Origin of the sequence: Paenibacillus sp. FSL P2-0089, from assembly GCF_038595095.1 — a bacterium.
GTDB lineage: Bacteria > Bacillota > Bacilli > Paenibacillales > Paenibacillaceae > Paenibacillus_AQ > Paenibacillus_AQ silagei.
This window is the reverse complement of the sequence record NZ_CP152006.1, coordinates 4,987,383-5,013,354: the sequence shown is the minus strand read 5'-3', so window position 1 is coordinate 5,013,354 and position 25,972 is coordinate 4,987,383. Positions and strand designations below refer to the sequence as shown.

The following is a 25,972-nucleotide window of genomic DNA, read 5'->3' as shown; positions in this document are numbered from 1 at the left end:
TCTTGATTTAAACCGCTGTTCGCGGGTGAAATCCGGTGACAAAGGCGGTCGCTACCGCTCCTACAGTTCCAAATTTCCCCTCCGCTTCTTTTGCTTTTTGTTAATTTCTTTAGTGCTTCTTATGCAGTGTAAACCACTTTTAGGTAATAAAAATATCCTATCCAGTCCCAATCGAGGATTGAGGTGAGTAGAGTATCCGCCTGGCAGTTGCAGCTTTTCGCAGTCTGCCAGGTATTTGTATATCCGCATTGTGAATTTAGACGAAGGTCTGTCCAAGTCAATCATTCTTCTAACGACATGATGAATGCGCTTACTTAAGTGAGGAAGAGGAGGATTAATGAATGAACAGAAAGAACCGCGTTAAGAAAAGGCTATTCTCCGTGCTGATGTCCGCTACACTCGTAGCCGGGATGTTCCCTGCCCTCGGTCTGCCGTCGGCGTCGGCGGCTGTCGTCGATACGGTCTATGCTGCGGCTTATATGGGCACCAAGACTACCGCAGGTACGACACTTCCGGCAAGCATCGAGATTGCAGGTCAGGCTGCGGCGGTGAACTGGAACATCGGCGAAGATACCTTCGATGTACCGTATGATACGGTGGCAGTTACCGGAACCGCGAACGGCGGACCGGTGGTTGCCAGTGTGGAGGTGGTTCCGCCAGCCAGCAGTCCGCTGGTCTACTTTGTGGACAGCGGCAGAGGGGGCGATTCTTTTGGCAATGGTCCTTCTGCTTCACCTCTATACGAAGCAGTCAGAACACTGACCGGCAGTGAGCTGCTTAACCCGTCACCGGACCAGAGGTATGTCGCCGGTACCACAGACTGGGGATTCGATGATTCCATTCATAAAGTGAAAAATTCCAAGAACGGTAATCTTACCGATCCTGCCGCTGATCCAAGCCTATGGGTTGTCGGGCTGCGTGCAGACCCTGCCAGCAACGATATTATCTATAAATTGAAAGCGCTTCAGTCTGGAACCTATACGCTTAGCAGCGGTTTCTATGATTGGTACGGCAGCCGAGACCGGGTCATTCAGCCCCGGCTGGAATACCAGAATAGCAGCGGGGAGACCAAGACGATCCCGTTTGCTCAGTTCAACACGAATAGTACGAAGTTTATTTCCGGTGAATTTACCATTGCCGCAGATATTGACACCAGCAGTCCGATGACGCTGACCTATGCTTATGTCTCCGGGGAGAAGCCGATTCTTAGCTGGTTCGCTGTTGCCAGGGGCGCGATCAAGCAAGAGATGGATGACGCCCGTCAGACCGCAGCTTCTACAACCAAGATTCTGCTCGATGGGAACGATATCCGGCAGGATAATGTCAACGGACTGACCTTCAAGGGCTTCGGCGTACTCAGCGGCAACAGCACCAGTGCCCTGCTAATGGACTATAAGTCTGAGCAGCCAGAGGCCTATGCCCAAATGCTGAAGATTCTGTTCGGCGGTGATCGCCCGCTGATCGACCATGTCAAGATTGAAATGGGCAATGACCGCAATAACTCTACCGGTCCTGACCCTTCAACGATGCGTACGGAGGATGAAGAGGCCAATGTGGCCCGGCATCCCGGCTTCCAGCTTGCGGCGGATGCCAAGGCCGTCAATCCGGCGGTCAAGGTGAGCTTCCTGCGCTGGAATGCTCCAGCCTGGGCTAACAATAACGACAAGATTTATACCTGGTACAAAAAGACCATTCTGGCCGCATACCGCGAATACGGCTATATGGTGGATTATGTGAATCCCCATATCAATGAGCACGCGCCGGATCTGGCCTGGACGAAGCACTATGGCGAGAGGGTCAAGAATGATACTGAAGATTTCAAAAACGATCAGGAGAAAGAGCTGTACCACAGTATCCAGCTGGTGATTTCCGACGAGGTCGGCATCGGCTCCTTCGGGGATGCCATGGTGAACGATTTGTCGCTGCGTGAGGCGGTAGCTGCTGCCGGATTCCATTACAATACCGATGATGACAGCAAAGGAAATTTCAAACGGCTTGCCGATGAGTTCGACAAGGAAATCTGGAACAGTGAGGCACAGGCCACCTTCAGCAACTCGGCCTTCCGTCCTAATAATAATATGAAGGACCCGTCAGAGGCAGGTACAGGAATTGGCGGCACCGGCGGGCCGCTGGAGATGGGCAATACCATTATCAAGGGCTTCGTGAATTCCCGGCGGACGCATTTCATCTATCAGCCGGCGATTGGGTCCTTCTATGAAGGTGGACAATACTCCTTCAAAGAGCTGCTCAGTGCGCGTGACCCGTGGTCGGGCTTCATTCATTATGACGCGGGGCTGGTCATTCTGAAGCATTTTAACGGATTCGCCAAGACCGGCTGGGAGAATGAAGACAATACGGCTGGCATCTGGAGAGCCGTTCCTGAGGCCAGCTACACCGGGGCAACGGGCACGAATCCGGTCAGCGGACGCAACGGCACTCCGAGTTATATGACGCTTGCCGCTCCTGACAAGCAGGATTTCTCGACTGTAATCATCAATGACAGCCAGTATGAGAAGATCTACAAGCTCCAGGCCGTGAACATGGGCTATACCGGAAATCCTTCCCTGGAGGTGTGGGAGACCCGCGCGGCGGACAAAGGTCAGGCTTTTAACAGCAATTATATGAAGCCTCTTGGTGATGCCCATGCCGATGGCAGCGGCCTATATACCATACGTGTGAAGCCGTTCTCGATTGTAACCGTAACCACACTGGATAACCGCACGGATGAAGAGTTCGTTACGCCGCTTCCGGTTGAAGGAGAACGTACGGTGCTTGACACCGATGCAACCGGGTTCGTACAGAATACGGAGGATCAGATCCTGTATGCGGATGACTTCAATTATGGGGACAGAACCGTTCCCGTTATCGGAGAAGGCGGTACAATTACAGGCGTAGAGAGCTATGTAGGCTCACGCGGCGGTTCGTATAGTGTAATTCCGCGCTATACCCAGGACCTTAACGGCGCATTCGAGGGGTATCTGGTTGACGGCACGGATAACTACGTCCTGCGGCAGCAGCTGGACCAGACGACCACCGGAGTAGGCGGCGCCTGGAATGGCGGTGATCCGGTCACAGTAATCGGGGATTACCGCTGGACCAATTACAAGGCGAGTGCCGATGTGTCTTTTGAACAGAACAGCACTTATGGAGGGAACAATTACGCAGCGGTTGGAGCCAGATATCAAGGCGGGCCGCAGACGATTAACGGCACCCCTTATGCGCTCAAGTTCTGGTTCGATGGTGGATGGCAGCTGCTGTCCAGCGGCACCGTGGTCGCCAGCGGCAATGCGGCCACCGGCTCCGGCGGCGTGAAGATTGACGGATTTGATACCGCACATGACGCGTGGCATAACATTGCCATTCAGGTGGCCGGTGACACGGTGACTGCTTATTTGGATCAGGTTGAGCTTGCCTCCTATACCGATCCGAATCCGAAGCTCTCCGGACGCGTGCAGCTCGCGAGCGGCTTCTACCATGTCCGCTTCGACAATCTGAAGGTGGAGAAGGTGGAGGGTTATACGCCTTATTATTCAGAGCAGCTGGATAATCTGGAAATGTTTGATCTGGCGCAGTCACCTGGGGCGAAGCTGGCATACGAGGGTGCCTGGGCCCATGAGAATGGCAAAGGCATGTATGTGTATCAGCGGTCCCTCTCTACCAGCCAAGGGGCTGGTGCGGTGCTGAAGTATACTTTTACCGGCACGGGACTTGATATTCTGGGACCGAATGACGGCTCAGCCAAGCTGGAAGCTGTAGTGGACGGCGAACTTGAAGTGGTCTCAGGTGCTGCTTCCGCAGCGAGGGAGCTGTATCAGACCTTCACGCTGCGCGGGCTGAAATACGGTGAGCATACTGTCCAGATCAAGGTGCTGAGCGGAACCTTGGCCGTGGATTCCGTAGCGGTCATCGGCGGGGAAGGAGCGGGCAGCCCGGATAGAGCGGGACTTCAGCAGGCGGTGAGTGCTGCGCTGGAGATCAGCAGGGAGGATACTTTCCCCGAGAAGGACTGGAATATCTTCGTTCATGCACTGGGCGTAGCCCAGGCAGCACTAAGTGATCCGGTTCTGTACAGATTGGATCAGGAAGGAGCTGAGCAGCTTGAAGCCCGCCTGACCTTCGCCCGCAATCTGCTGACTACGGGAGATGTGAGAGAGCTTGCCGCTATTGCGGATATGGCAACCTATGCAGGACAGCTGCCGGAGCTTCCCGCCAAGGTGGAAGCCACACGTGCAGACGGCACGAAATTACTGGTGGCCGTGAAGTGGAATCTCGAAGCGGTCAGCTTCAATACTCCTTATGAAAGGGTGGCTGTAACCGGCACCTATGGAAGCTTGAAGACCACAGCTTATGTGGAGGTAGTGCCACAAGGGCTTGTGTACTTCCTGGATCCTGGAGTCTCGGCGGACGGCGACACCCCGCCATTTACGACGATTAAGAATTTTGCAGGCGAGGGCTTGCTGAATAACAAAGCAGACCAGCTGTCGGCAGATGACACGGTATGGGGACATACCAACACGGGGGCGAACTATAACCCTAAGGGGCTGGGCGGTGCTGTAGTCATTACCGATAAGGCCCAGACAGGGGTATACAACTCGAATACGAAGAATACGCCGCTCGTCTACAATCTGCCGCTCTCTGCGGGCCCATACACGATTACTTCCTACCATCTGGACTGGTGGAACAATGCCAGCCGGACCATGGATATTACACTCAGCTATTTGGATGCTGAGGGCAAGACCGTGAATGAGACCGTTAAGACCGGCCTGGTTGCTGGCCCGAATGGGGTCATGGTTCAGCATGATTTTACGCTGCCGGTCAGCGGTACGGTGAAATATTCGGTGAACAATACGTTCAGTCAGGCGGCTCTGATCAGCTATCTGGCTGTAGCCAGAGATAAGACCAGTGTGGAGAATGAGCAGGCTGTCTCTGAGGCGAAGAGCATTCTTGAAGGTGCTGAGTACAGCGTGAAGAAGGAGACAGCGGGAAATGAAGAGGCTGTACGGACTTGGCTGGCGCAGACCATCGGCGGATTGCCGGGCTTCAAGGGCACAGGGGTTACCCTGGGGGACATTACCTTGTCTGCATTCCGGGGAGCAACGGAGGATACAGAGGGCAGCTTCACTTTCTCGGTAACCTTAAGCAAGGGAGAAGCATCGGCAGAGGGTGCTGCCAGCGGAACGATTACGCTGCCGGTACCGGATAGGGTTCCGCCGGTGATTACCCTGAATGGTGAGACGACAGTTAATCTACTGGTCGGAGCGGAATATACCGATGCGGGAGCTACCGCCAATGATGATCAGGACGGGGATATCACTGACCGTATTACGACAACGGTGACCAGCGAAGTGTATGGCTTGACTGAACTGGATACATCCAAGGTCGATATCTATACCTTCCATTATAATGTCAGTGATACGGCGGGCAATCCGGCTGCTGAGGTGACAAGACGGGTAGTGGTTGCGCTGGACCCGGATGTAACGAAGCCTGTAATTACCTTGCTTGGTGAAGCATCCGTTGAATTGGAGCAGGGTGCAGACTATACGGATGCCGGAGCTACAGCAGCAGATGACCGGGACGGCGATATTACAGACCGTATCGTTGCAACGATTACGCAGGATGGGGAGACCGTGTTGACGCTGGATACTTCAGCAGCAGGCAGCTATGTGTATCATTATAATGTGACGGATACAGCGGGCAATACGGCTGCTGAAGTGACAAGAACGGTCACTGTAAAAGAAGCGGAGCTGCCGCCGGAAGTAATTCCAACCCCGACGCCAACTCCCGCTCCGACAGCAACACCGGCTCCTACAGCGGCGCCGGTATGGACAGCGGCACCGGCCGTAACGCCTTCGCCAACTGCAGCACCGTCCCCTTCACCGCAGACGGAGAAGGTTCTTACATCGGCTGATTTCCCGGCACTGGCTGGCGGAGCTATAACCGTTCACCTTACAGATGCTACAGAATCCGTGCTGCTTCCAGCGGGTTTAGCCGGAATGACTGGAGAAAATACCCTGCGTTTTGCCTGGAACACAGTTGCCGTTGAGCTGAGCCCGGAAGTGCTGAAGAGCATCCGGGAGAAGGCCGTCGGAGCTGGAGGACAGCCGGAGGGAACGGCAATCAGACTCTCTGCCGTGAAGACAGCGAGAGCAACTGCGGAGCAGCTGATGAACAACCCGGCGGTTAACGGGTCCGTCCGGTTATTGGCGGCAAGCGATGTAATCCGCTTCAGCCTGGAGGCTGTGGCTGCGGATGGCACTGCCGTACCGGTCACAACGTTTAACCAGCCGCTGACGATTACCTTCACGGTTGATCCTAATGCTAACCGCAGCTTACTCGGCGTCTACTATATTGCTGCCAGCGGTGCCGTGGAATACATGGGCGGCACGCTGACAGACGGTAAACTTACCGCTGGTGTGCAGCATTTCAGCCAGTATGCGGTGCTGGAGTATGACAAGACATTCTCGGATGTCAGCGGCAATAGCTGGGCCAGCGGTGTTATTAAGTCTATGGCTGCAAAGCATATCATCGAAGGGATTTCCAGCACCGAGTTCCAGCCGCAAGGAGAAGTCACAAGGGCGCAATTCGCCGCGATGATTACACGTGCGCTCGGCCTTAAGTCGGCAAGCCCATCCGCATTTGCCGATGTGGATGCCAAGTCCTGGTACGCTGAAGCCGTGGCGGCAGTGCATGAAGCGGGCATCGTGCTCGGACGTAGTAAGGATGCCTTCGCTCCTAATGAACGCATTACCCGCGAGGAGATGGCGGTCATGATCGTGCGGGCGTACGCCACCCTCCCGGGAAGCCAGACAGGAGATTCAGCCGGAAGCTCGTTCAGTGACTATTCCCGGATTCGGGATTGGGCGAAGAACGCTGCCGTTACCGCTGAACAGGCCGGCCTGATCCAAGGACGCGGCAACCAGCAATTCGCGCCGCAGGAGACCATGACCCGTGCCGAGAGTGCGCAAGTCATCGCTAATCTGTTGGGGCATAGGTAAGCTGGGTGTATAAGCTGCATCTCTAAGTTACCGGCTTAACTCCATACTAACTATACAAGTCAAACAGAGCAGCGGTTCTCCAGTATTGGGGAACCGCTGCTCTGCGTATACATACTGAAATGAAAGGGATAAATCCCTCCGAATCCGCCGAAAGTGGGTAGCGGTTGCTTGAAAGTTGTACCTACTGTCGATTAATCCGCTATAAGGATTGATTGCTATAACCGGAAATAATATTCTTGACGGTGATACGAGTGTCGTTTGGGAACCCAATCGGGATAGCGGGCAGGGCCGTAGCGGTTGCCAGATCAATCGGACGGATCGCATTTGCTTCCCCCACATAAGCCTTGGTGTCTGAGAAGAACGCCAGGTCGCCGACATAATAGAGAGGAACAAGCCAGGAACTGGCACTGTTTACATTATAGATTTGTAGGCCACCGGTTGGGAGAGTAGTGGGCTGAATGGTGATGCCAACATAGCCTTGCGTACGCGACACACGAATTTTATCCTGACCTTTGTAGCTGGGGATATCTCTGAAATTATCATAGGTGATGTGATTCTCCCAATCAATGTCCAAATTAGTAAATCGCTTCAGATAAGCTCTTTCTCCTTGCGTGGTGCAGAATAACAATTGGTTGTCCAGATAGACGCCGGATACCGTATTGTCCAGCAAGCTTAACGAGTTAGGCAAGCCAATCTCATCATCTCCAAAATAGGTAATCATGCCAATCGTTCCAAGGGTGATTTGCGTGTGTCCATCCGGGTGAACAGTTAAGGGGTTGCGGGTCTCGTCTAAGGTAAGTTCAAATCCCAAATTGTACCGGGTAAAGTTGTCATCGTCAATGGTAATGGCGATTACATAATCTTTTTTATCGGCAACCTTGCAGGCAAGATAGACAAAGTCGCTATTCTCATTGCCCGCGAAGGCGAAAGGTCTGCCTTGGCCGACGTCCACATTGGTTATAACTGTATCCGTGTTGGTATCAATAATCGTAACGTTATGATCTCCGGAATTGGCAACATAGACTTTGTTACCGTAAGGAGCAGCGAAGATAGCAACAGGATTGGTAACCCTGCTGCCAACAGTACCAACACGAACGGTTTTGATAATGTTAAAGGTATCCGTATCAATGATGGTGACTGAACTCGAGCGGGTATTAAGGACGTAAAGCTTCTTCTCTGCAGGATCCATGCACATAGGACCAGGGTTGATGCCTACTGGAATCCGCTTGATAACCTTATCTTCTACAGGATCAATAACAGCGACATATCCAAATGCATAGTCAATTTCATAAGTCACATAGACGTAAGGGTCACCTGAGGGTAAATTCCTGTTGTTTGCCTTGTTCGGATTCATAGATAAATCTCCTTTCTTGTGGCACTTCTAGTGGACTCGCCGGGCCCGGCGGACCGACGATCAGGGTGGGCAGGCGCGCCAGATTGTATCCAGATGCCACAGCCGGTTGTCTGCCGTAAGTTAGGTTAATGACCCGTATAATTGTTTACTGTAAGGATTGATTACTATAACCGGAAATAATATTATTGACTTTGAGGCGATCCGTGACGACCCCAAGCACGATAGCAGGCAGCGCCGTTGCGGTTGCCACATCAATTGGACGAATGGAGGTCCCTTCTCCCACATAGATCTTGGTATCATCGAAGAACGCCATATCGCCGACATAAGGAAGTTCAACCAAATGGTTATAGCCTTCATGTAAGTCAATGATTTGCACACCGCCTAATGGGGAATCCGTAGGTTGAACGGTAACGCCAAGATAAGCTTGCGTACGTGAAAGACGGATTTTATCCTGCCCTTTGTAGCTGGGAAAATCCGCAAAACTCTTATGGGTGACGATTCCATTCTTATCAATGGCCAGATTACCGATTACTTTCAGATAGTTTTTGTCTTCGCGCATGGTGCAGAATAATCTTTTGTCGTCCGTGTAGACCCCGGATACCGTATTGTCCAGCAGACTTGACGTACTGGAGTACCCAATAGAATCATCGTCAAAATAGGTAAGCATACCGGCAGGTCCAAACGTGACTTGGGTGTGTCCATCGGGATGAACGGCCAAGGGATTGCGGCTCCCGTCAAAGGTAAGCTCCATTCCGTCTGTATAGGGATGAACGGTATCGTCGTCAATGGAAATGGCGATAACATCATTACTCCGGCAGGCAGCATAGACAAAGGAGCTGTTCTCATTTCCAGCAAAGGCGAAAGGCCAATTAATCCCTCCTGCCAGTTGCACATCCTTAATAACCTCATCTGTGAGGAAGTCAATAATGGTAATGCCCGGATCTGATTGGGCTACATATATTTTGTTACCCTTAGGAGCAGCGAAGATAGAATTAGGATAGAACTTGACGAACGGATTGCCAATGTGAACGGTATTGAGAACCTTAAAGGTATCAAGATCAATGATGCTGACTGAATCTTCACGGGTATTAATGACGTACAGCTTTTTCTCCGAGGGGTCCATGCACATGGGACCAGGCTCGCTGCCCACCCTAATCCGTTCGATGATCCTATCTTGTACAGGATCGATGACAGCGACATATCCGAAATCAAAGCCAACTTCATAACTCGCATACACATAAGGATGAACTGATGACAGATCCCTGCTGTAATTTGCCTTAGTCATATTCATGAATGAACTCTCCTTTCATGTGTTTCAGGGTAATGGACTCGCCGGGCCCGGCGGACAGACAACCGGATGGGCAGGCGCGCCGTTTTTGTCCGGATGCCGCATCAGGTTGTCTGCTGTATGTTATGTCCGGATGCTCCGGCCCGAATAATCCATTTGTCCAATAAAGCCACAAAAAGGGCAGAGATTACCTCTTCACCCCTCCCGCCGTAAGTCCGCTAACAATGCATTTCTGGCAAAAAAAGAGCTGTCCTCTAGTCAGTTTCGACTTGAAGAGACAACTCCACGTTAACGTACATGACCCTTAGGTTTGATTGCTATAACCGGAAATAACATTCTTCACTTTGAAGTACGTTGTCCCAATGGTAATCGGATTTAGAGGTCTTGCACTGGTCAGATCAATGGGTTGAACCGAGGTAGATCCTCCCACATAAGCTTTGGTGTCTGAGAAGAATGCAAGATCGCCAATGGAAGTAAGCTCAACAAACCGGGAAGTGCCACGGTCTACATCGTAGATTTGCAGCCCGCCCGTCGGGTGATCCATGGCTTGAATGGTGACGCCAATATACTTTTGCGTAAGCGAAGTGCGAATTTTATCCTGACCTTTGTAACTGGGGATTTCTTTGTAATCATCATAGGTGATTTTCGAATTCACATCGATATCCAGGTTCTTGAATAATTTCAAAAAGTTCCTTTCTTCTCGCATCGTGCAGAATAACAAGCCGTTGTCCAGATAAATCCCGGATACCGTATTGTCCAGCGAACTAGTCGGTGCTGCTGCAACTATAGGACCCTGATCATTATCAGGATCAAGAAAATAAAGGGTTTCATTTTCAAACCTGACCAGTGTGTGTCCATTCGGGTGAACGGTCAAGGGGTTGTAGGTCGAGTCAGGGAAAGGGTCCGGTCTTCCTGGGTCAATCCACGTATTAGATTCATTAATATTCAAAATACTAATGGCAAAAGCAGAATAATATGCTCTTGTACTAACAATACTCTTGAGGGCAGTGTAGACGTAAGGGCTATTCTCATTGCACGCAAAGGCGTAAGCCATGTCTGGAAAATAAAAAGTTCCAATTAAACTAAGAGTAATGGCATCAAAAACCGTCAGGCAGGGATATCCATAGTTGGCTACATAGCCATATTTGCCGCTAGGCTCTACGAAGATAGCAACAGGTTTGTCGTTAATTGGAACTGAACCTATAAGGTTAAAGGTATCTGTACTATAGACATAGACCATATTCGCAAGGCCATCCGCCACGTAAAGCTTATCTCCAGAGGGATTCAAGCACATAGCGGTAGGATTATAGCCTGCCGAAAACCGTCGGACGACCTGATCGGTAGTGGGATCAATAACAGCGACATATCCATTATTATTAAGACTTACATAAGACACATAGACATAAGAAAGGCCGCTCCGTGTATTCCTGTTACGGTTTGCTGTTCGATTCATATTCATAGATAAAATCTCCTTTCATGCAGCTCTATCTAATGGACTCGCCGGGCCTAAGATATTTATTAGGATTGATAGCTATAACCGGAAATAATATTTTTGACAGTGAGGAGATCCATGAAGTTTATGCCAATCAGTATACCAGGGAGGGCTGTTGCCCTTGCCACATCAATCGGAATAATCGCCATCATATCTCCTACATAGGCCATGGTGTCACCGGCAAACGCTAAATCACCTACAAGGGAGAGCGGAACAAATCGTGAGCTAGCAGCGTTTACATCGTAGATTTGCAGACCACCTGTATGAGAATTAGTGGGCTGTATGGTGACGCCAATATAATTTTGATTACTTGAAGTACGGATTTTATCCTGGCCTTTGAAACTGGAGATTTCTGTGAATTGATCAAAGGTAAGGTTTCCCTTAGAGTCAATTCGCAGGTTTTTAAATTGTTTCAGATAGGTTTTATTTTCTTGGGAGATGCAAAATAAGAATCCGTTGTCCAGATAGACCCCGGATACCGTATTATCCAACAGACTCAGTGTTTTGGACTGATAAACTTCATGGATTCCAAAATAAGTCTTTAGACTTGCATGCAACAAAGACATAGGGGGCATTCTTATGACTCGCAAAGGCAAACGGGTAGCCACTTCCGGCTGGAACCATATCTACTTGCTTAATAACCTCATCCGTGACGGAGTCAATGATTGTCACGACCCTGTCACCAGAATGGGCTACATAGACTTTGTTCACGCTAGAAGCAGCGAAGATAGCAACAGGAGCGCTATTGGTAGAGGGACCGCCAATGTGAACCGTTTTGATAAAACCCTTTCATGTACTTCTGGCTCATGGACTCGCCGGGCCCGGCGGACAGACAACCGGATGGGTAGGCGCGCCGGTTTTTGTCCGGATGCCCCATCAGGTTGTCTGCTGTATGTTATGTCTGAATGCTCCGGCCCGAATAGTCCTAATGTCCAGTAAGATAGAAAAAAGAGCTGCCCCCAAGTCCATTTTCGACTTGAAGCGACAGCTCGATTGTTATCCTAAATATGCATTAGGAATAATTATTATAACCGGAAATAATATTCTTGACATTGATGCGGTCAGTGGAGGTTTGGCCAATCGGAATAGCAGGAATGGGATTACTTGGATTTCCCAAATCAATCGGTTGAATCGAAGTCAGTTGTCCTACATAGGCAATGATGTCATCGACAAGTGCTAAATCACCGACATAAGGGAGCGGAACAAACCGTGAGCTAGCAGCGTTTACATCGTAAATTTGCAGACCACCTGTCGGGAAAGTGGTGGGTTGAATGGTGATGCAAATAGTACTTTGATTACTTGAAGCAAGGATTTTATCCTGGCCCTTGTAGCTAGAAATCTCTGTGAAATGATCATGGGTAATGTTTCCTTGCTGGTCAATAAACAAGTTGTTGAATTTTTTCAGATAGGCTCTATCTTCTCGCGAGGTGCAAAATAACATATCATTATCCAGATAGATCCCGGATACCGTATTGTCCAGCAGACTTGAAGTTTTGGAGGGACCAATTGTAAGTGGTTCAAAATGAGTCAACATGCCAGTCGGCCCAAGTGTGACTAGCTCCACTCCGCCTGGGTACACGGTCAAGGGGTTGTGGATCCCGTCAAATTCAAGCTCAATATCATCCCCAACTGGATGGGCGGTGTCATCGTCAACAGCAATGGCGACAACATTGCCTTTATCATTATCTTTAGACTTACATGCAACAAAGACAAAGAGACTGTTCACCTTACCGGCAAAGGCAAAAGGGTATCCGCTTCCGCTAGGCAAATCCACTTGCTTAATAACCGTATCTGTGACGGAGTCAATAATTGTAACGGCCTTGTCAACCGAATGGGCTACATAGACTTTGTTCACGTTAGGAGCAGCGAAGATAGCAACAGGAGCGCTATAGGTGGACGAAGAGCCAATGTGAACGGTTTTGATAATGTCAAAGGTATACGCATCAATGATAGTGACCGAATCCTGGCCCGTATTTACTACGTAAAGCTTATCCTCACTTGAATTCAGGCACATAGGACCAGGGTTAAGGCCTACTGGAATCCGTTTGATGACCTTATTGTATACAGGATCAATGACAGCGACATAGCCAAAATAGTAGGTAAGTTCATAACTCGCAAACACGTAAGGATTAATATTTGATGCTAGATTTCTTCTGCGGTTTGCCATATTCGTATTCACGAATGAAAACCCCTTTCATGTCTTTCTGGTTAGTGGACTCGCCGGGCCCGGCGTACGGACAACCGGATGGGCAGGCGCGCCGGTTATTTCCGGATGCCTCATCAGGTTGTCTGCTGTATGTTATGTCTGAATGCTCCGGCCTGAATGATCCAAAGTCCTAGAAAGCCACAAAAAGGGCAGAGATTACCCCTTCACCGCTCCCGCCGTAAGTCCGCTAACAATGTACTTTTGGCAGAAGATATACAGGATTAGCACGGGAAGGGAGGTTAATACCAGATCCGCGAAGATCAGGTTCCAGTCCCGGCTATACTTACCGTAGAAATTGTATACCGAGAGCGGCATCGTCCAGTCTGAGCTGTCGGTCAGTAAATAGAGCGGAATGGTAATGTCGTTCCAGACGGACATGAACACCATAATCGCTACGGTGGCGTTGACCGGGACAATCAGCGGAGTCACGATCCGGAAGAACACATCGAACATATTTGCACCCTCCAGGAAAGCCACCTCATCCAGCGCCTTCGGAATAGAGCGGATAAACCCACTGTAGAGAAATACGCTGAACGCGGTGTTGAGCGAAGCATAGATCAGGATGACGCTAGTGATGCTGCCGTAGAAGCCCATCCACTGCACAACGCGGATCGTTGTAATCGTGGACATCGGCGCAATCAGGCCTAGATGCATATTCGGTCCTTCTCGGCCGCGTTCACAATCAGCCAGTCGCCCATGAACATCATCGCCGTTTCCTTGATTCAGGAATTTGCCTACTGCCATATCGTAGCTGTCGCTGAGAATGTCGTGGTGTAGTCTTTCTTGTAGACCTCATACTGTTTGCTCCAGGAAGGTGGCGAACTCGGGAACATCGGACCACTTTTTTGCGGCCGGCATTAATGTCCTCGAACAGGGACGGCTCAGGCTGCTGCTCAGGTAGATTCCGTTAACAGATGCAGATGCAGCGAATGCCGGAGCCTTTTCTCCTTCCCGCAATGTGGGGGAGTTGGAGACCAACCGCTACGTCCATGCATTCCGTTTGATAATAACCAAGCCGAACATGATCTCTATTAGTTAAAAAAATACTTTAATTTAAAAACATTAACAAAATATTCAAAAAAATCCTGTTTATATGTAGATAAAAGCGAATGAACGAGCTAAACTAACTAAGTATTACATAATTCCAAAATATAGGAGGTAGTCGGATGTTTAAACCTGTTAATGTCGTTGCAAGTGGTAGTGTGTCACCTATGTTTTGCATAACATGCGATGCAAGAGACAAATGCGTAGACTGTGATGCTTTTGACTTTACTTGTGGACACAACGAGAGTGGTTGGTGTATTCGTAATGATGGGGATTGATTGAATTTTCATCTATAAACAAAAGAAAGTCTAAGAAGCAATTCTTAGGCTTTCTAATATTTTGAGAAGGAAGTGAAGTTATTAATGTTTAATAGTCCAATAACAATTAAAGCTGTGAAATTTTTTGAAGAGCAAGATAATTTATATCTATATAATGTTGAGAATAGCGGGATATTTCAAGTCGATGACACAATAGTAGATATTTGCAACAGTGACGGGAAAACTATTGAAGAACTTTACCAACTTCTAAAAAATAAATATAGCATGGAAGAGTTAAGTGAATTACTTACTACGCTAGAGAAAGCAGGAGTTTTACGTGTGCAAGATTCAGTGGATGACATTAATACAGATTCCTGTGCTTGTATAAAAGAGACGAACGGGGTCTCTTCTCTGATTCTTATGCTGGTTCAAGAATGTAATCTGAGATGTTCTTATTGTTATGGTGTTAATGGAGAATACAATGACCGTGGCAGGATGGACATGGATACAGCTACCCAAGCTATAGATTTTTTATTTGATCAAGCTTTGGAGGAAGAACTAAGCATTTGTTTTTTCGGTGGAGAGCCATTACTTAATTATAAACTCATTCAGGATATCATTCCTTATGTCCAAAGCAAAGAAAAACAAACAGGGAAAAGAGTAAGGTATAGTATGACCACAAATGGAACCTTGCTTACTAAAGACGTTGTTGACTATTTAATGGAGCATCAGGTAGCAATACAAGTGAGTCTGGATGGAGATCAGAAAACTCATGATTTTAACCGCTATTTTCAGAATAAAGAAGGCAGCTATGATCTTATTCTTAATAGGACTGAGAAATTAAGAAAGAATGGAATGATCTCAGCGAGAGCTACTGTCTCCCCGGTTCAACTCGATATTACCTATACATTAAAACATTTAAATGAAATTGGATTTCGAAATGTTGCTATGTATCCTGCAGTTCAGATGCTTAATGTTAAGGATTATGAGGATTACTCACTTGAATTCACCAAACTGGTAAATTATTTTGAGACTTTAATACATAGTAAGGAGTATAAGAAGGCTCGGGAAATCTCAAATATATACAAATATCTAAGAAGGGTTCATTCATCTTCCAAACGGCATTATTATTGTGGGGCTGCTTCCCATATGCTAGCTGTTGATGTTCATGGAGATTTGTATCCATGTCAAAGATTTGTTAGTGAAAAAAAATATTCTCTGGGAAATGTGAATAAAGGAGTTTCCCGCCTTAGGGAGAAGGAAATATTAAAGGAATTTAGTCTAGAAGAAAGAACAAAGTGTAAGGAATGTTGGGCAATTAACTTATGTGGTGGAGATTGCCCACATGAAAATTTAAAGAACACTGGAGCTATAGAAGATCCGCTAGAAATTTCCTGTGAGTTTACTAGAAGTGCAATAAATGATTGCATCAGATTATACTTGAGGTTGGACGAGGAGGATAAAGATAAATTGTTTAATAACAAGATGATAAAGGAGGAAGAAATGATTGTCAGTTGAAGTGGAAGCATTGAGTAAAAAATACGGCAGTAATCAAGTCATTAATCAGTTAAGTTTTCAAATTAATAAGGGGATTTTTGGTTTGCTTGGTGATAATGGGGCTGGTAAAACTACCTTAATGAAAATTCTAGCAACACTGCTAGGGTTTAACGAGGGCGATGTAAGTATGTTTGGATATTCGCTAAGAAAAGAGCCTGATGCAATTCGTGCCATGTTAGGATATCTTCCACAAAATTTTGATTTTTTCCCTGATGCAACAATCACTGAGTCCATGAATTATTTTGCTGCTTTAAAGGGGTTAATAGGTCAACGAAGAATACAGGAAGAAATTTCACAAAGACTAGTTGAAGTGGGTCTTGAAGAACATGCTCATAAAAAAATCAAGCAACTTTCAGGCGGTATGAAACAACGATTTGGTATCGCTCAAGCTATGTTAAACCTTCCCCAGTTGTTAATTATTGATGAACCTACGGTGGGGCTTGATCCAAAGGAGCGAATTGCTTTTAGAAACTTGCTTCACAGTTTTTCGGAAGATCGCATTGTATTGTTATCTACGCATATTGTACCGGATATCTCAAGCACCTGTGACAATGTACTTATTTTAAAGAAAGGAAGCTGTCTTTATAATGGGAGTGTTGATGAGGCTATCCATAAAGTGGAAGGGAAAATATGGTTAGTTGAAGTGGATAAAGGGCAGTTGCAACAATTAAGTAATGAAAGCCGGATCATATCTGTTGTTAGGAAAAGGGGGTTAATGCAAGTTCGTTTGCTAGATAACAGTCCTCCGGAAAAATATGGGGAATATACACTAGAGACTCCAAACCTGGAAGATGCTTATCTGTATATATCTGATAATGAGAGGGGGCCTTAATAGAGTGAGGGAGGTGAAAGTTTTAGTTCGATTTGAAATACTGTTGTTAAAGAAAAATTTATTATATAACATTTTGGTTTTCCTGATCACTTTTTTGATACCTATGTTTCTGTATTTATCTACGGGTTCAAAGGATAAAGAAATGTGGGTATTCTTGTTGCACGGACAATTATTTTTCTGTATTTTAGCAATGCCAATTCTATATTCTTTTCTTTATGACGATGATAAGCAAGCGATGATCTATTCAACCATCATTCCTAAATTGCATTCAAACTACCTATATCTTGTATGTAAAGTTTGTGTTTTGTGGGGGATTATCTTTCTGGCACAATCCAGTTGCTTAATCCTTATTCTCGGAGGTCATGTGTTATTTTATGGAGTCAACTTTTTTGATTTAATACTTCCGTTAATTTACACCTCGTTTACGACAATTGGTATATCTGTTCAAATTGCTGCTCTTTTGAGCTTATTATTAAAAAAACAGGTATACGTAAATATATTTAATATTATTTTTCTTGTTATAGGGATGTCAGTGAATTCTCCGGCCTTTTCGATATGGTTTAACCCGGATTGGATTACCAGTCATTTTTTTGACTCGTCTTTTTTTGTAGGAAGAACTTTTATATTGTGTATTGCATTAATTCTAATGTATTTTAGCAATCGTCTGTGGAAAGCAAGGGGGAGATTATGAACTTAAATCTAATACGATTTTGGTTGCTTCTTTTCTTTGGCAAGGCCAATACAGGAATATACCTGTTTTCTTTAATGGTAATAGTATATTTTAATTTTCAAATGAATGAAGATTTGATTTTGAAAATTAGCCTGGATTTATTATTTATTGCTTTGTTTGCACTGCAGGCGGCTAATTTAAGCAAAAGATATCAAGCAGAGCAATTTGTATTTTTGTCAATAATCTCTACCAACCGTAAAATTTTTAATCAAGGAATTGTAGCAGTAATCATAACTTCACCTGTGATAATAATAATATGGGGCACATTACGTATCTGGTTTGGGGATGTTCCAGACTTTAATATTGGGCTTATTGCCCTTTTTTCCGGCCTTTTTGCTGTTGTATCAGGTCTTTTGGTAGGTGAAGTAATCCGCAAGCATGGTTTAGGAATACTGATTCTGATTACTTTATATTTAACCATTGGATTAATTCCATGGACTCTACACGAAAAATTCAGATATGTATCTCCAGTGCTTAATATTTACAATCCCTACCTAATAAACTTTAGGAATATTATTTCGATTTTTGCTGCGGTTCTATTGTTTTATGGAATGGCAACTATATTTTCGTATCGTCGAGGAGGTGGGAAGAAAAGTCTGATTACGTGGTTAACCGTTGGAATTGCGTTGTGTCTATTTAGTGGCATACGTATCTATGAATATACGCATGATAAGCGGCTTGAAAGTAATGAATTTAAAATTATAAAAATTGGAACAACACAGGTCCATTACAAAGGAATGAGTAGGGATAGGGCTGAGAAGTTCGGTGTTGTTATAGATTATTTATACAATATAGCTGATGGGCTTCATATAGCTCCAAAGCGCTACTCTTTAGAAATTACTCAACGTTATGCTGTATCCTCTGTAGAACCAAAAGTCATGATGAAGAATGGTGACCAACTGATCATTAACATATATTCTAACAAACTGCTAGATTTTAATTATGGATTTGACTGGGTAAGCAAATGGATAGATTACATATTAACTAATGATACGGGTACTTCAAAGGATAATATTAATCTCTTGAAACATCAAATGATCAAAAAAACACTTGAAGAAAACCCAATGAATATCTATACGGAAAGTCGTCGTCAAAAACTTACCATTAACGATTGATTTAGCGCGAAATAATGGGAGAAGGTAAAGCTTTGGAGGGTAAGATGGATGGGATCAATATCAAAACTATATTTGCATCATTTCGGTACTGGCCGGAACTTGGGAAATTATTATGGAGGGCAAAAAGAAGTTATTTTTCATTAATTATTTTTTGTTATATAATTAAAGGTTTTTTACCAATAATAAATCTTTTTTCCATTCAATTTTTAGTGATGAAAATCGAAGAGCGATCATTCAACGTGATGATATACCCTATTCTGCCTTTGATTTTTGTTCTGATTTGTAGTCTCTTTGTTACGTCTATTCTTGAACACTTTGAAAAGTTATACCAGCTATTATTAATAAACCACTTGCAAGTTTCAATAGTAACAAAAACCTCTGATTTTATGCTACGTGATTATGAAGATCCTGAAATTCATAATCAGCTAAGAAGAGTTATGCAAGATTCGATAGACCGGCCCATCCAAGTATATAAGTTATTAATAAATCTTATAAGCTCAATTATTACTCTGATTTCTAGTATTGTTATTATACTAAATTTCAAGTGGTGGTTAGTGATTATTCTTCTTGTGTCACCTTTATTTTCATTCTATTCGTTATTGAAGTTCGCACAAATTCAATATATTTCAAAAAGAAAAAGATCTCCTTTGCAAAGGAAAGCAAGTTATATTAATTTTTTGTTAACGAATGATAAGGCATTCAAAGAAATTAAACTATATCGCTTAAATGACTATTTAAGTATTAGGTACAAAGATATTTTTAATAGATTTTATAAGGAGGATAAAGACCTATCAAAAAGACGAACAGTTTTATATCTATTCTTTCAATTAATTAGTACTCTTTTTATCTCGATAGTTCTTTATATTATTGTATATGTGTCATTTCAAGAGAGTCTACTCTTAGGTAGTATATATGGTTTGGTACAAGCAGTATTGCTTACAAACCAGAATATTAATGCTATCTCTCAAGGATTAATTTCCTTGTGCGAAAATAATTTATACTTGGATGAATTATTCTCATTTCTAAATAAAAGTCAAAAAAGTTATGAAAATACGCTGTTAAAGCAGAGTTTCGTTAAAATGGATCAAATAGAAAGTATAGAGTTTATAAATGTTTCCTTTATTTATCCTGGTCAAACAGTTTACGCGCTAAAAGACCTCAATTTCAAAATACAAACAAATGACTCTGTTGCATTTGTTGGAAGAAACGGATCGGGGAAATCAACGATAATTAAATTAATGACAGGCTTATATGATGATTTTACAGGTGAAATATTAATTAATTCAATATCCATACATAATTACAGTAAAGATACATTATACAAAAAAATTGGTGTTATATTTCAGGATTTTATCCAATTTGATTTTACTGTTAGAGAAAATATTGGTTTTGGTGACCTCGAAAAGATGGATAGTACCTCTGAAATATGGAATTCAGCCCAACTTACTGGTGCAGATGAACTAATTAAAAGTTTCCCCAATCAAATAGATCAACAGCTAGGAAGGAACTTTGAAGGAGGGGTTCAAATTTCTGGTGGGCAATGGCAAAAAATAGCCATATCCAGAGCTTTCTTTAAAGATGCTGATCTTTATATTATGGATGAACCAAGCTCTTTTCTTGATCCGGAATCAGAAAAACAAGTATTTCTGCAATTCCAAAATTATATAGAAGGAAAGATAGGTGTATACATATCGCATAGATATACATCTGTCTTATATGCGAATAGGATTATTGTATTAAATGAAGGTCAGGTAGTAGAATGCGGAACACACCAACAATTAATTGTTAAACGAGGGATTTATTATAAACTATTTTCTGATGAAGCAGAAGCCTTTCAAAGAGAGCGAGCAATTCAGGGGGAAGTGCTTACGTGAATTTCACTAAAAAGGAGCCGTCCCAAGCAACTATTTCAATGGCTGTCGGGATAGCTCCTTTTACATCACAGGTTGACAGAACCTATTCTCCACACCTTCATTATCCCTTCACCGCTCCCGCCGTAAGTCCGCTAACAATGTACTTTTGGCAGAAAATGTACAGGATCAGCACCGGCAGCGAGGTCAGCACCAGATCGGCGAAAATCAAATTCCAGTCCCGGCTGTATTTGCCGTAGAAATTGTATACCGAGAGCGGCATCGTCCAGTCTGAGCTGTCTGTCAGGAAATAGAGCGGAATGGTAATGTCGTTCCAGACAGACATGAAGACCATAATCGCTACGGTGGCGTTCACCGGGACGATCAGCGGGGTGACGATTCGGAAGAACACATCGAATGTATTCGCCCCCTCCAGGAAAGCTACCTCATCCAGCGCCTTCGGAATAGACCGGATGAATCCGCTGTACAGGAACACGCTGAACGCTGTGTTGAGCGAAGCATAGATCAGGATGACGCTGGTGATGCTGCCATAGAAGCCCATCCACTGTACGACGCGGATCGTTGTAATCGTGGACATCGGCGCAATCAGGCCCATGAAGAAGAACATGTACAGGAAATTCGACCATTTGGTCTCCCGGCGCACGAGAATGAAGGAGGCCGCCGACGAGGTGAAGATATTCAGAATAGAAGAGACGCCGGTAATCAGCATCCCGTTCAGGAACGCCCGTCCCAGTCCCCCTTCACGGAAGACCGTCGTATAGTTGGAGAAGTTCCACTTCTCCGGGAGCCGCAGGGAGAACTTCAGCACCTCGGCGCTGGTCATGAAGCTTCCGAACAGCATAATCAGCAGCGGCAGGATAATCAGCAGGGAGGCCAGGATCAGCAGCCCTTCGACTACATAGTTGCGCCAGGCCATTTTACGTGAAAAGCTCATTATTCCGATACCTCCTTACGCCGCATGAAGATCAGCAGGGGAATGGCAATGATTGTTACGGCAGCGAACAGCAGGGTGTTGACGGCTGTGCCCAGCCCCCAGCTTCCCTCTCCGAACGAGCGCAGGATGATCGTACCTACCACCTGGGAGGCGTTGCCCGGTCCCCCGCCAGTAAGGACGAATACCTCGGAGAATACCTTGAGGCCGCCAATCAGCGTCAGCATCAGATTGATGTTGATCGCAGGGAGCAGCAGTGGAATCGTGATGCTGCGGAAGCTCCGCCAGGAACCGGCGCCGTCAATGGTGGCGGCTTCATAATACTCTTTGGAGATCGACTGGAGTCCGGCCAGGTAGATCGCCATTTGGAAGCCGGTATGCTGCCAGATGGACACAAAGGCTACGGTCCAGATGACAAGGGCCGGATTGGTCAGCCAGGCCTGGCTCAGCGAAGGCAGCCCCACAGCTTCGAAGATACGGTTAATCGTTCCGTCGGAGCGCAGCATGGGCGTGAACACAATGCTAATAACCAAAACGCTTAGGATCGACGGAGAGTAAAAAATAGCCCGCAGCAGATTTTTGGATTTTAGCTTCATGTTCAAGCCGACTGCCAGCGCGATCCCGAGCAGGTTCTTGCCTATAACGGTGACCACGGCGAAGATGGCCGTATTCTTAATGGCGAGCAGCAGGGTTCTGTCGGTGAAGATACGCTCAAAGTTGTCCCAGCCGATAAACTGGATATTCTCCCGGTCCAGCCGCCAGTCGGTGAAGGAATAGAAGAGTCCTGTAAGCGCGGGCAATACGAAAAAGACAGAATAGATCAATAGCGCAGGCCAGATCAGGTAATACGAGTATAGTCTCTTGGATACTTTCATCTCTTCACACTCCTATATAGCCAGGGACAGAACAAAGCCCGGACGGACTTTATTCTGCCTGTTGTAATGGTTATCCGCTCTAATTAAAAGCCTTCTATGCCTTTGTCCTTCATCAGCTGGCTGAATTTCTCATCCCAAGCTTTGAGTACGCCCTTGGCGTCCAGGCCGCCGGCAAATTCATCCTGAAGCAGACGGTACAGCTCGCTGCGGTCTACGATCATATAAGCATCGGTGGTCAGTGTAGTCTTCTTAGGTGTGATGTATTGATCGACAATCTCCTGCTTGTAATCCGGCAGCTTCGGTGTAGTGACATCGCTGAAGTTGGAGACGGAGCCTTGGCTGTCCACCATCTTCTGGGCGACCTCCTTGCTGGCAAGGAACTCCAGGAACTGCTTCGCTTCCGCCATATGCTTGGCTTTCTTCGGAATGAACAACTGGCCGCCCAGCGGGCTTGCGCCAAGACTTGCGTCTTCAGAGGACGGGATGGCGAACAGGCCCAGATGCACATTCGGGTCTTTCTCGGCCACGTTCACAATCAGCCAGTCGCCCATGAACATCATCGCCGTTTCCTTGTTCAGGAATTTGCCTACCGCCATATCGTAGCTGTCGCTGAGAATGTCGGTGTTGGTATAGCCTTTCTTGTAGACCTCATACTGCTGCTCCAGGAAGGTGGCGAACTCGGGAACATCGGACCACTTCTTGCGGCCGGCATTGATGTCATCGAACAGGGAAGGTTCATTCTTAGCCGCCCAGTCGGCAAAAGCAGCAGCCGGCCAGATATTCGCCGCCCAGTTATCCTTGAACGGCATGAAGACCGGTGTAACGCCGCTGGCCTTGATTTTCTCACACACCGCCAGGAACTCCTCGTAGGTATTCGGAATGCTCAGCCCCAGCTCCTTGAAGATATCCTTGTTGTAGACCACTCCCTGCATGCCTGTATCCTGGCTGTAATGGAAGCTGTAGACATGGCCATAAGCGGAGAGTACGTCCTTGTTCAGCAGCCGGCTCACCCAAGGCTCGTTGTCGAGAATCTCGAAGTTCCGCTCCAGGTTAAGATCGGTGGTGGCACTGGCGAGATTGTATTGAATCAGGTCAGGCACCTCGTCAACGGCCAGCTTGGTCTGAAGTACGGTGGCCGTCTGCTCCGCCGGAAGCAGCTGAAGATTGACCTTGATATTGGTTTTCTGCTCGAATTCATCCAGCACATCCTGGGCTACAAACGCCGAATCCTGCGAGCTTTTGGAGATGGCCAGCTCGATGGTTACCTTTTTGCCGCCGCTGCTGCCACTACCGCTGTTTCCGTTTCCGCCGCTGTTGGTAGCCGAAGCATTGCCGGAGCCTGAATTGTCAGACCCGCATGCCGCCAGCGTTAAGGTCATTACACCGGCCAGTACGCCTGTTGCGATTTTTTTCAGTTTGCTATTCATGTGATCGCCCCCAATAGTGAATTTTCTGTGGATTGAATCCGTTTACATTTTTGATTATAGAATGAGGACTGCGCAAGGTACATGTTTGTACTTGACTCTTTCTGTGTAATATTCTGAACTCCGGGACGGCTTGTCAATTCGCCCGATTGGTTGTAAAGTAGGCAGATCCTAAGGTTCAGGGGGGCTCGGCTTGGCTACTATTGTTCAGAAATTGCGCGGAGGCAGGGTTCAGGCCAGTCTGCAAACGAAATTCTTCTTCACCTTCATGCTGCTCCTGCTGATTGTGCTGGGCTGCTTCCTGGTCTACGTGAATTATATGGTGATCCAGCCGCTCAAGGACAAGACGGAGAACGAAATGAAGCTGGCTGCTGCCCAGGTTAGCGATCAGCTGAACCTGTATATCAATAACCAGAACCAGCTCTCTCAGCGGATTCTGTCGAACAAAGAGGTGTTCACGCTCCTGTCTGCCAGTGATTATTCACAACTTACCCTTGAAGGGCTGACCCGAAGCCGCAGGCTGAAAGACATCATGTTCCAGGCCCTGGGGCCGAGTCTGAACATTGAGGATATGATGATCTATGATCTGACAGGGGAACGTGTGGCCTCTTATATCGGATACGCAGATAGCCCGGCTTCGCTCAGGCCGTTTCTGGAAGAGAGCAGCAACCTGCCGACCTGGAATGCAAGCGGTTACGCGCTGTACCGGCAGGGGGCGGATGCCATCTCTTTTGTGCGGGCGATCAGGAACCAGAATGGTCAGGTGTTCGGCTATCTGGCGGTGCAACTGGACCAGCGGTACTTGAACAGATCTGCTGCGGGACTGGCGGGCGGCAAGGTCTATATTATGGATCAGGACCAGCGGCTGGTCTCCAGCTCTCCGGCACTACGTGAAGGGGAGAAGGTCCCCGAATTCGCAGCGTCTCCCTCTGAATCTACAGCAGCTAACGGAATCTATCTGAGCAGCGGCCAGAACTATGTGGCGTATCACCGCTCTGCTGAGACGGGCTGGACTACCTACGTGGTGAACCCCAGGAATGTGGTGCTGGGCCCGGTCAATTCGGTGAAATATATCTCTATTCTGCTGATCACCGCGCTGATTCTGTTCTCGTTCATCTTCATTTACTTCTCGACCCGGAACCTGCTGCTTCCGATCCGCAAGCTGCGCAGCCAGATTCTGCGGATGAACTACAGCAACTTGAATATGAAGGCGGGCCCCCATACCCACAACAATGAGCTGATTCAACTGAATAGCGCTTTTCAGGAACTGCTGGAACGGTTACAGGAATCCATAGAACGGGAAAAGCTTGCGCTGCACGAAGAAGTGAAGTCGCGGAATTCTGCCTTGCAGGCTCAGATCGCCCCGCATTTTATTCATAATGTGCTGTATCTGATCAGTATTGCCGCCCAGGAAGGGAAGAATAGCGTAGTGACTGAGATGTGCAAGCATCTCTCGGACAGCCTGCGCTATATTGTATCTTCGCCTTACCAGCATGTCACTTTGACCGAGGAGCTGAAGCATACCCGGCACTATTTGTCGCTGATTCAGCATAATTTCGAGGACGACCTGGATTGGGAGATTGACGGGGACGGTGCGCTTGAGCGGATTGAGCTGCCCCGGCTGGTGATTCAGCCATTCGTGGAGAATTGTATCGAGCATGCTTTTAAGAATACGGACCCTCCTTGGAGGATTGATGTGCGGGTGAAGGTATATAACGGCCTGTGGGCCATCGAAATCCGGGATAACGGGGAAGGCTTCGCGCCGGGCCGGATCAGGGACATTCTGGACAACATTGAGAGCTCGGATTCAGGGGTCTATGAACTTCAGCATCATACTACGGGAATTGGCAACATGGGGATTGTGAATACGGTGAACCGGCTGAAGCTGATGTACAGGAACCGGCTATTCTTCAATATTTACAACCACTTAGACGGGGAAAAGGGCGCTACGGTCCAAATTATCGCATCTATGAGTAAAGACTTCTACTAGAACCGGGGAGG

The 25,972-nt window shown here is 46.7% G+C and carries 15 protein-coding genes and 1 pseudogene; 7 read left to right on the top strand and 9 right to left on the bottom strand.

Annotation, left to right across the window (positions count from 1 at the left end):
- Positions 1 to 341: 341 nt before the first annotated feature.
- A complete protein-coding gene (locus tag NST69_RS21110; RefSeq protein ID WP_342547042.1) occupies positions 342 to 6,995 on the top strand; it encodes an S-layer homology domain-containing protein in 6,654 nt (2,217 codons plus the stop codon).
- A gap of 199 nt (positions 6,996 to 7,194) precedes the next feature.
- Here the strand turns inward: NST69_RS21110 and NST69_RS21105 are convergent, their stop codons facing one another.
- From NST69_RS21105 to NST69_RS21080, 6 genes and pseudogenes are all read right to left on the bottom strand, one after another.
- Positions 7,195 to 8,349 carry a beta-propeller fold lactonase family protein gene (locus tag NST69_RS21105; protein ID WP_036731605.1) on the bottom strand — a complete coding sequence of 385 codons (1,155 nt, stop codon included), beginning with the start codon at positions 8,347 to 8,349 and terminating at the stop codon, positions 7,195 to 7,197.
- Between the two features lie 145 nt (positions 8,350 to 8,494).
- Positions 8,495 to 9,640, bottom strand: a complete 1,146-nt coding sequence (locus NST69_RS21100; RefSeq protein ID WP_340951250.1) for a YncE family protein — start codon at positions 9,638 to 9,640, stop codon at positions 8,495 to 8,497.
- 301 nt (positions 9,641 to 9,941) lie between these two features.
- Positions 9,942 to 11,096, bottom strand: a complete 1,155-nt coding sequence (locus tag NST69_RS21095; protein WP_342547041.1) for a hypothetical protein — start codon at positions 11,094 to 11,096, stop codon at positions 9,942 to 9,944.
- Between the two features lie 59 nt (positions 11,097 to 11,155).
- Positions 11,156 to 11,695 (bottom strand): hypothetical protein, encoded by a 540-nt coding sequence (locus NST69_RS21090; protein WP_342547040.1) that lies wholly within the window; start codon positions 11,693 to 11,695, stop codon positions 11,156 to 11,158.
- Positions 11,696 to 12,141: 446 nt separating this feature from the next.
- Positions 12,142 to 13,308: a hypothetical protein gene (locus NST69_RS21085; RefSeq protein WP_342547039.1), complete on the bottom strand. Its 1,167-nt coding sequence runs from the start codon at positions 13,306 to 13,308 to the stop codon at positions 12,142 to 12,144.
- A gap of 183 nt (positions 13,309 to 13,491) precedes the next feature.
- Positions 13,492 to 13,983 (bottom strand): annotated as a pseudogene (locus NST69_RS21080) (carbohydrate ABC transporter permease); the annotation flags it as partial.
- Between NST69_RS21080 and NST69_RS21075 the strand changes: the two are divergent.
- The 5 genes from NST69_RS21075 (at position 13,984) to NST69_RS21055 (ending at position 20,744) form a co-directional block, all read left to right on the top strand.
- Positions 13,984 to 14,112 (top strand): hypothetical protein, encoded by a 129-nt coding sequence (locus NST69_RS21075; protein WP_340993705.1) that lies wholly within the window; start codon positions 13,984 to 13,986, stop codon positions 14,110 to 14,112.
- A 629-nt stretch (positions 14,113 to 14,741) separates the two neighbouring features.
- Positions 14,742 to 16,154: a radical SAM protein gene (locus NST69_RS21070; protein ID WP_342547038.1), complete on the top strand. Its 1,413-nt coding sequence runs from the start codon at positions 14,742 to 14,744 to the stop codon at positions 16,152 to 16,154.
- Entirely contained in the window at positions 16,144 to 17,025 is an 882-nt protein-coding gene (locus tag NST69_RS21065; RefSeq protein WP_342547037.1) for an ATP-binding cassette domain-containing protein, read from the top strand. The genes NST69_RS21070 and NST69_RS21065 overlap by 11 nt, the downstream gene beginning before the upstream one ends.
- A 687-nt stretch (positions 17,026 to 17,712) precedes the next feature.
- A complete protein-coding gene (locus NST69_RS21060; protein WP_342547036.1) occupies positions 17,713 to 18,870 on the top strand; it encodes a hypothetical protein in 1,158 nt (385 codons plus the stop codon).
- A 44-nt stretch (positions 18,871 to 18,914) separates the two neighbouring features.
- Positions 18,915 to 20,744, top strand: coding sequence for an ABC transporter ATP-binding protein (locus NST69_RS21055; protein WP_342547035.1), 1,830 nt, complete (start codon positions 18,915 to 18,917; stop codon positions 20,742 to 20,744).
- Positions 20,745 to 20,844: 100 nt separating this feature from the next.
- Here NST69_RS21055 and NST69_RS21050 read toward each other — a convergent pair whose 3' ends face one another.
- The 3 genes from NST69_RS21050 to NST69_RS21040 form a co-directional block, all read right to left on the bottom strand.
- Entirely contained in the window at positions 20,845 to 21,675 is an 831-nt protein-coding gene (locus NST69_RS21050; RefSeq protein WP_342547034.1) for a carbohydrate ABC transporter permease, read from the bottom strand.
- Positions 21,675 to 22,547, bottom strand: a complete 873-nt coding sequence (locus tag NST69_RS21045; RefSeq protein WP_036731615.1) for a sugar ABC transporter permease — start codon at positions 22,545 to 22,547, stop codon at positions 21,675 to 21,677. The genes NST69_RS21050 and NST69_RS21045 overlap by 1 nt, the downstream gene beginning before the upstream one ends.
- An 83-nt stretch (positions 22,548 to 22,630) precedes the next feature.
- Complete coding sequence (locus NST69_RS21040) at positions 22,631 to 23,974, bottom strand: ABC transporter substrate-binding protein (protein WP_342547033.1); 1,344 nt, start codon at positions 23,972 to 23,974, stop codon at positions 22,631 to 22,633.
- 190 nt (positions 23,975 to 24,164) lie between these two features.
- Here NST69_RS21040 and NST69_RS21035 point away from each other — a divergent pair, with 190 nt between their 5' ends.
- Positions 24,165 to 25,961 carry a cache domain-containing protein gene (locus tag NST69_RS21035; protein ID WP_342547032.1) on the top strand — a complete coding sequence of 599 codons (1,797 nt, stop codon included), beginning with the start codon at positions 24,165 to 24,167 and terminating at the stop codon, positions 25,959 to 25,961.
- Positions 25,962 to 25,972 lie beyond the last annotated feature (11 nt).